We start from the raw sequence: 7,433 nt of genomic DNA on the forward strand, positions 1-7,433 counted from the left end.
CGCTCCGGTTCTCGGAAACCATCGTTTTAGGCTCGGCCTGACCTGAATCTCAACACACGTCGGCGGCCATTGTGAGGGAAGGCACCCATGCCCAAGATCGACCTGTCCGCCGTTTCCATCCGCAAAGGCTCCGGCTACCCTGCGCCCTTCGATGCCCCTTGCGCCACCCGCACGCGTCGCCGTCTGGGCGATGCCGGTGGCCTCACCGATTTCGGCGTCAACCTGATGACATTACCATCAGGCGGCTGGTCCAGCCAGCGCCACTGGCACAGCCATGAGGACGAGTTCGTCTATGTCCTGGAAGGCGAACTGACGCTGGTCGAGGATGGCGGCGAGACGTTGCTCAGGGCCGGCGACTGCGCGACGTTTGCCAAGAACAGCGGCAATGGCCATCACCTGATCAACCGGTCCGCCACGACCGCGCTTTATCTGGAGGTCGGCTCGCGCTTTCAGGACGATGTCATCACTTGCTCCGACATCGACATGATGAGCCCAAGCTCCGACGGGCGTTTCCTGCACAAGGATGGCACGCCGTATCCGGGGCAGGGGTGAGCCCTGGACTATGGTTCGGCGCTGGCGTTCCACCGGCGGAAGGATAAGCTCCCGGCAATTACAGGATGGCGCCAAGGCCCCCTCATCCGACCGCTTCGCGGCCACCTTCTCCCCGAGGGGAGAAGAGGGAAGCGTTGGCGCTGCAAGTTTCCTCTCCCCTCGGGGAGAGGTCAGCCGAGCGAAGCGGAGGCTGGGTGAGGGGGCTTGCGCGACGATCCTGCAAACCCAGGGAGGAGTGCCATGAAGAAGGAAATCATCGAAGTGCCGGTGCTGTCGGCCGCCGTGCGCGCGCTCGGCGTGCCGCTGTCGCTGGTGACCAGAGCCGCGGGGCTGGTCTTCGTCTCCGGCACGCCGCCGCTCGACATCTCGACCGGCAGGCTGGTCAAGGGCGACATCGAAACGCAGACCGAAGCGTCGCTGAGGGCGCTGAAGCATTGCCTGGAAGCGGCCGGCACTTCGCTGGACAATGTGGTGATGGTGCGCATCTACGCCGTCAATTCCGGCTTCTACAACGCCATCAACCGTGTCTATGTCAGGCATTTTCCCGAAAACCCGCCATCGCGGACCTTCGTGCCGGTGGCGTCATGGCCGATGGAGTTCGATATCGAGATCGAGTGCGTGGCGACGGCTTGAACCCTGGACCATGCGTCGGCGCTGGCGTTCCGCCAGTGCCGGGATAAGCTCCCTGAAATCTGAGGTTGTCGCAAAGACCCCCTCATCCGGCCGCTTCGCGGCCACCTGTGCCTGGGCGAGTCACTTGCCTCGCCCGTCCTTCGGACCCCCGAGGGGAGAAGAGGTTGCGTTGGCGCTGGTTGGCGCCCGACGCTGACGGGCTCCTCTCCCCTCGGGGAGAGGTCAGCCGAGCGAAGCGGAGGCTGGGTGAGGGGGCCTTGGCGCCAGCCATCTAAACCAGAGGGAGGATCACCATGAAGAAAGAAATCATCGAGGTGCCGGTCATGTCGGCCAAGGTGCGGGCGCTCGGCCTGCCCTGTTCAACCGCAGTGAAGGCCAACGGCTTCGTGTTCATCTCGGCGACGCCGCCGGTGGACATGGTGACAGGCGAGATGGTGCGCGGCGACATCGAGGTGCAGACCGAGGCTTCGCTGAAGGCGCTGAAACACTGCCTGGAAGCGGCCGGCACCTCGCTGGACAATGTGGTGATGGTGCGCATCTACGCCGTCAATTCCGGCTTCTACAACGCCATCAACCGGGTCTATGCGAAGTACTTTTCCACGAACCCGCCGGCGCGCAGTTTTGTGCCGGTGGCGTCATGGCCAATGGAGTTTGATATCGAGATCGAGTGTGTCGCGGTGGCGTGAGCCGGGTCTCCCTTCTCCCAAGGCTTGGTCAGGTTCGTACCGGATTCAGCCTTTCTGGTTTGCGACATGCATGCTCTTCAACGTGGTCGCCATTTGCCTGCGCTGTGCAGCGGCGTTAGGCTGGCTGACAATGCTTGAGCAACCGGAGCCATGAGCACGAGCCCGTTACGCGTGGCGGTCGTTGGTGGCGGGATCGGCGGCGCCGCCACCGCTGCCGCCCTGCTTCAACGTGGTATGGACGTCCGTCTCTACGAGCAGGCGGCGGTGCTGGCCGAGGTTGGCGCCGGCGTCGCGATCCAACCGAACGGTGTGCGGATGCTTCGGCAGCTCGGCCTCGGCGACGAGTTGATCCGTTCGGGTGCCAGATGGATCGACCCACAGTTTCGTCGCGCCGATGGCTCTTATGCGGCTGCGATGTGGCCGCCCGAGCTTGCCGGCCAGATCGAGTTCTACGGCAGGCACCGCGCCGATTTGCTGGCAATGTTCGTCGACCGGCTACCTGCCGACATCGTCAAGGCTGGCCACAGATGCATCGGCTTCGAACAGGATGATGATGAGGCCGTCATCACTTTCGCCAATGGTGGGCGCAGCACGGCCGACGTTGTGATCGCGGCTGACGGCATCCATTCAACCCTTCAGCAGTTCGTCGTCGCCCCGTCCGCCCCGCTCTATTCGGGATCGGTCGCCTATCGAGGGGTGATCCCGGCGGCTGGTGTCTCGTGGCCGCCAGGAGCGATGCGCAACTGGCTCGGTGCAGGCAGGCACTTTCTCGTCTTTCCGGTGCGCGCCGGCCTGCTCATCAACTACGTCGGCTTTGTCACGACCGATGAGCCGATGAAGGAGTCATGGTCGGCGCGGGGCGATCCCGCCGCCCTTGCCCGGGAGTTCGCGGGCTGGGATCCAATGGTCGAGACGATCATTGCCCAGGTGAAAGCGACGTTTCGCTGGGGCCTGTTCGATCGCGAGCCGCTCGCAGCCTGGACGCGCGGGCGCCTGACCCTTTTGGGTGACGCCGCCCACCCGATGCTGCCGCATATCGGACAAGGAGCCAATCAGGCGATCGAAGACGCCGTTGCCTTGGCGACGGTGCTGAGCCACGCAGACCGCAAGTCAGCCCCAAGGGCGCTGCTGATTTACGAGCAACTGCGGCGCGAGCGCACTGCCGGCGTCCAGCGCATGTCGCGCGTGAGTGGTGCTCGCTATGACGCCTCCAGCGGCGACTTGCATAGCCGCGACCGAAAGCTTGACGCTCAGCGGCAGGAACGCGCCTGGGTCTGGAATTACGACGCCTATGCCGAAGCCGAGGCCGCCGCCGCTTCGCTCTAAAGCGCGTCGCGTTTGAGCGGATTCAGGCGACGCGCTTTAGGTCTTTGCTTTATGCATGTTGTTCTCGCAAAACCGGGGCCACTTTTGCGCGACATGCATTAGGCAAAATACTCCTGCAGCGGCCTCACTTCGAGGCTCCCCGCCTTCAGCGCCGCAATCGCTTCCGCCACCGCGGCCGCTCCCGACAGCGTCGTGTAATACGGCACTTTCTGCATCAGCGTGGCGCGGCGCAGTGACTTCGAATCCGACACCGCCTTCTGGCCATCCGTCGTGTTGAAGACGATCTGCACCTGGCGGTTGCGGATGGCGTCTTCGATGTGTGGGCGGCCTTCCAGCACCTTGTTGATTTTTTGCGCGTCGACGCCGTTTTCGGCGAGGAAGCGTTGCGTGCCGGAGGTGGCCAGCACCTTGAAGCCGAGGCCGGCGAGGCGCTTGACCGCCGGCAAGATGCCCTTCTTGTCCTCGTCGCGCACCGAGACGAACAGCGTGCCGGAGCGCGGCAGGTCGACGCCGGCGCCCAGCTGGCTCTTGGCGAAGGCCAGCGCGAAGTCACGGTCGAGGCCCATGACCTCGCCGGTCGAGCGCATTTCCGGGCCGAGCAATATGTCGACGCCGGGGAAACGGGCAAAGGGGAACACCGCTTCCTTGACCGCGATGTGGCCGGGGTTCCTGGGGTCGGGCATGGCGCCGTAATGGGCGAAGGCGTCTTCGAGTGTCTCGCCGGCCATGATGCGGGCGGCGATCTTCGCGATGGGACGCCCGATGGTCTTGGCGACGAAAGGCACGGTGCGCGACGCGCGCGGGTTGACCTCCAGCACGTAGACCGTGCCGTCCTTGATCGCGTACTGCACGTTCATCAGCCCGCCGACATTGAGCGCGCGGGCCAGGGCCGCCGTCTGGCGCTCCAGCTCGTCGACTAGCTCGGAAGGCAGCGAGTGCACCGGCAGCGAGCAGGCACTGTCGCCCGAATGGATGCCGGCCTCCTCGATGTGCTCGAGAATGCCGGAGACGAAGGTCGACTTGCCGTCGCACAGGCAGTCGACATCGACCTCGATCGCGCCTGACAGATAGGTGTCGAACAGCAGCGGGTTCTTGCCCAAGAGCGTGTTGATCTGGCCGGTCTTGTCGTTGGGGTATTTTTGCTTGATGTCCTCCGGCACTAGGCCGGGCACGGTGTCGAGCAGATAGGATTGCAGCATGCTCTCATCATGGATGATCTGCATGGCGCGGCCGCCAAGCACATAGGACGGGCGCACGACCAAGGGGAAGCCGAGCTCGCCGGCAACGAGGCGGGCCTGCTCGACCGAATAGGCGATGCCGTTCTTCGGCTGGGTCAGGCCGAGCTTGTGCAGCAGCTTCTGGAAGCGGTCGCGGTCTTCGGCCAGATCGATCATGTCGGGCGAGGTGCCGAGGATCGGGATGCCGGCCTTCTCCAGCGCATCGGCGAGCTTCAGCGGTGTCTGGCCGCCGAACTGGACGATGACGCCGACCAGCTCGCCTGAAGCCTGTTCGGCGCGCAGGATCTCCAGCACGTCTTCCGCCGTCAGCGGCTCGAAATAGAGCCGATCGGAGGTGTCGTAGTCGGTCGACACGGTCTCGGGGTTGCAGTTGATCATGATCGCTTCATAGCCGGCGTCGCGCAGCGCAAAGGCCGCATGGCAGCAGCAATAGTCGAACTCGATGCCCTGGCCGATGCGGTTGGGGCCGCCGCCGAGGATGACGACTTTTTTCCGCGACGAGACCTGCGCCTCGTTGGCCAGCGCGCCGGCGAACGGCACTTCATAGGTCGAGTACATGTAGGCGGTGGGCGAGGCGAACTCGGCCGCGCAGGTGTCGATGCGCTTATAAACCGGATGAACGTCGAGCTTTTCGCGAATCTTCGCAATCACTTCGACGTCTGTTTTCGTCAATGACGCGAGGCGGGCGTCCGAGAAACCCATCGCTTTCAGCATGCGCAGATTGACGGCGTCCTCGGGGATGCCGTGCTCGCGGATGCGGGCCTCCATGGCGACGATGCCGGCGATCTGCTCGAGGAACCACGGGTCGATCTTGCACATGGCGTGCACGTCTTCCAGCGAGGTGCCCATGCGGATTGCCTGCGCCACCATGCGCAGCCGGTCGGGCGTCGGCGTGCCGAGTGCGGCGCGGATGGCGTTGCGGTCGTCGGCATGGTTGGCGGTCGCGGCACCGTAGCCGAGGCCGGGGATCTCGATCTCGTCCAGACCCGTCAGGCCGGTCTCCAGTCCACGCAGAGCCTTCTGCAGCGATTCCTGAAAGGTGCGGCCGATGGCCATGACTTCGCCGACCGACTTCATGGCGGTGGTCAGCACCGGCTCGGCGCCGGGGAATTTCTCGAAGGCAAAGCGCGGGATCTTCGTCACGACGTAATCGATCGACGGCTCGAAGGAGGCAGGCGTGGCGCCGCCGGTGATGTCGTTCTCCAGCTCGTCCAGCGTGTAGCCGACGGCAAGCTTGGCCGCGATCTTGGCGATCGGGAAACCGGTCGCCTTCGAAGCCAAGGCAGATGAGCGCGAGACGCGCGGGTTCATCTCGATGACGACCAGGCGGCCATCGGCCGGGTTGACGGCGAACTGCACGTTGGAGCCGCCGGTCTCGACGCCGATCTCGCGCAGCACCGCGATCGAGGCGTTGCGCATCATCTGGTATTCTTTGTCGGTGAGCGTCAGAGCAGGGGCGACGGTGATCGAGTCGCCGGTGTGCACGCCCATCGGGTCGATGTTCTCGATCGAGCAGACGATGATGCAATTGTCCGCCTTGTCGCGGACGACCTCCATCTCATACTCCTTCCAGCCGAGCACGCTCTCCTCGATCAGCACTTCGGTGGTCGGCGAGGCGTCGAGGCCGGACTGGACGATCTCGTAGAATTCGGCGCGGTTGTAGGCGATGCCGCCGCCGGTGCCGCCCATGGTGAAGGACGGGCGAATGATGGCGGGCAGGCCGACATGGTCGAGCGCTTGTGCTGCGATCGCCATGCCATGGCTGATGTAGCGCTGCTTGCGGTCGCCTTCGCCGAGGTTCCAGCGGGTTTCCAAGGCATCGAGCGCGGCGTCGAGGTCGGCCGGGGCTTCGGCCTTGACCGCGGCGCGCTCGGCCTCATGTGTCTTGCGGTCGGTGTTCTTGACGTCGGTGGCGTTGGCCAGCATCGACTTCGGGGTTTCCAGGCCGATCTTCTTCATCGCCTCGCGAAACAGCGCGCGGTCCTCGGCCTTGTCGATGGCCGTGGCGTCGGCGCCGATCATCTCGACATTGTAGCGCTCGAGCACGCCCATGCGGCGCAGCGACAAAGCGGTGTTGAGCGCGGTCTGGCCGCCCATGGTCGGCAGCAGCGCGTCGGGCCGTTCCTTGGCAATGATCTTGGCGACGACTTCAGGCGTGATTGGCTCGATATAGGTGGCGTCGGCCAGTTCCGGGTCGGTCATGATGGTGGCCGGGTTGGAATTGACCAGGATGACGCGAAAACCCTCTTCCTTCAGCGCCTTGCAGGCCTGGGTGCCGGAATAGTCGAACTCGCAGGCCTGGCCGATGACGATGGGGCCGGCCCCGATGATCAGGATCGACTTGATGTCAGTGCGTCTTGGCATGTCATAGGTCCGTTTGGCGGGCGGCTTGCACAAAAAACCGGGACGGGAAGACCCGGCCGGTTGTGCTCGCGATTCTGGTATCAGGCTAGGAGGGCCTTATAGGGAAGAGTTTTGCGGGATGTAACCCCGAAAATGAGGGATTGGGCAGTAGGGCAGTAGGGCAGTAGGGCAGTAGGGCAGTAGGGCAGTAGGATGGCTTCGTGCGCCTTCTAAAACATACTGCCTTACTGCCCTACTGCCTTACTCCCCTAAATTCTAATCCCCCAGCGCCAGCTGATCCGTGATCTCGAAGCGTTCGGACACGCCGACGCGGATCATGTTCAGGCTGCCTTCGCGGGTGAAGCGGAAGTCGCTGGGCGCGTCGGAGCCTGCCGGCTGGCCGGCGACGAAGGAGATGATACGCGTGCCGCCGTCTGGCCAGGTGATCGTGACGTCGGCCTTGTCGCTGCCCTTGCGCACGACGCTGACCGCGCAACGCGTCATCGGTTCGCCGACATAGCGGGCACACGGAATTTCATTGGCGGCATGGCCGGACGGCGGTTCCAGCCGCGCGACGGTCTGCGAGTCAGGTGGCGGGGCAGTGGATGCCCGGGCCGCGACCGGCTCTTCGATCTCGCCGGTCGTCGGGTTTTCC

5 protein-coding genes and 1 pseudogene are annotated in these 7,433 nt (G+C 64.4%); 4 read left to right on the plus strand and 2 right to left on the minus strand.

Features of this window, described 5'->3' with window-relative positions; all coding sequences use genetic code 11:
* Nucleotides 1-87 precede the first annotated feature (87 nt).
* The 4 genes from EN993_RS27880 (at nucleotide 88) to EN993_RS27895 (ending at nucleotide 3,197) form a co-directional block, all read left to right on the plus strand.
* Nucleotides 88-552 carry a cupin domain-containing protein gene (locus EN993_RS27880; RefSeq protein WP_127265369.1) on the plus strand — a complete coding sequence of 155 codons (465 nt, stop codon included), beginning with the start codon at nucleotides 88-90 and terminating at the stop codon, nucleotides 550-552.
* Nucleotides 553-792: 240 nt separating this feature from the next.
* Entirely contained in the window at nucleotides 793-1,185 is a 393-nt protein-coding gene (locus EN993_RS27885; protein WP_127265370.1) for a RidA family protein, read from the plus strand.
* Nucleotides 1,186-1,478: 293 nt separating this feature from the next.
* Nucleotides 1,479-1,871 carry a RidA family protein gene (locus EN993_RS27890; RefSeq protein ID WP_127265371.1) on the plus strand — a complete coding sequence of 131 codons (393 nt, stop codon included), beginning with the start codon at nucleotides 1,479-1,481 and terminating at the stop codon, nucleotides 1,869-1,871.
* A gap of 150 nt (nucleotides 1,872-2,021) precedes the next feature.
* Nucleotides 2,022-3,197: an FAD-dependent monooxygenase gene (locus EN993_RS27895; protein WP_127265372.1), complete on the plus strand. Its 1,176-nt coding sequence runs from the start codon at nucleotides 2,022-2,024 to the stop codon at nucleotides 3,195-3,197.
* Nucleotides 3,198-3,295: 98 nt separating this feature from the next.
* Here the strand turns inward: EN993_RS27895 and carB are convergent, their stop codons facing one another.
* Together carB and EN993_RS27905 are read right to left on the minus strand one after the other, a co-directional pair.
* Complete coding sequence (carB, locus tag EN993_RS27900) at nucleotides 3,296-6,799, minus strand: carbamoyl-phosphate synthase large subunit (RefSeq protein WP_127265373.1); 3,504 nt, start codon at nucleotides 6,797-6,799, stop codon at nucleotides 3,296-3,298.
* A gap of 255 nt (nucleotides 6,800-7,054) precedes the next feature.
* A pseudogene (locus tag EN993_RS27905) lies at nucleotides 7,055-7,433 on the minus strand (SH3 domain-containing protein); the annotation flags it as partial.

It is taken from the genome of Mesorhizobium sp. M7D.F.Ca.US.004.01.2.1 (assembly GCF_003997785.1).
Taxonomy (GTDB): domain Bacteria; phylum Pseudomonadota; class Alphaproteobacteria; order Rhizobiales; family Rhizobiaceae; genus Mesorhizobium; species Mesorhizobium loti.

Bases quoted from the DNA above. Each gene is read 5' to 3' on its own strand.
- carB (WP_127265373.1), bottom strand. From the start codon at position 6,799: ATGCCAAGACGCACTGACATCAAGTCGATCCTGATCATCGGGGCCGGC.
- EN993_RS27895 (WP_127265372.1), top strand. From the start codon at position 2,022: ATGAGCACGAGCCCGTTACGCGTGGCGGTCGTTGGTGGCGGGATCGGC.
- EN993_RS27880 (WP_127265369.1), top strand. From the start codon at position 88: ATGCCCAAGATCGACCTGTCCGCCGTTTCCATCCGCAAAGGCTCCGGC.
- EN993_RS27890 (WP_127265371.1), top strand. From the start codon at position 1,479: ATGAAGAAAGAAATCATCGAGGTGCCGGTCATGTCGGCCAAGGTGCGG.
- EN993_RS27885 (WP_127265370.1), top strand. From the start codon at position 793: ATGAAGAAGGAAATCATCGAAGTGCCGGTGCTGTCGGCCGCCGTGCGC.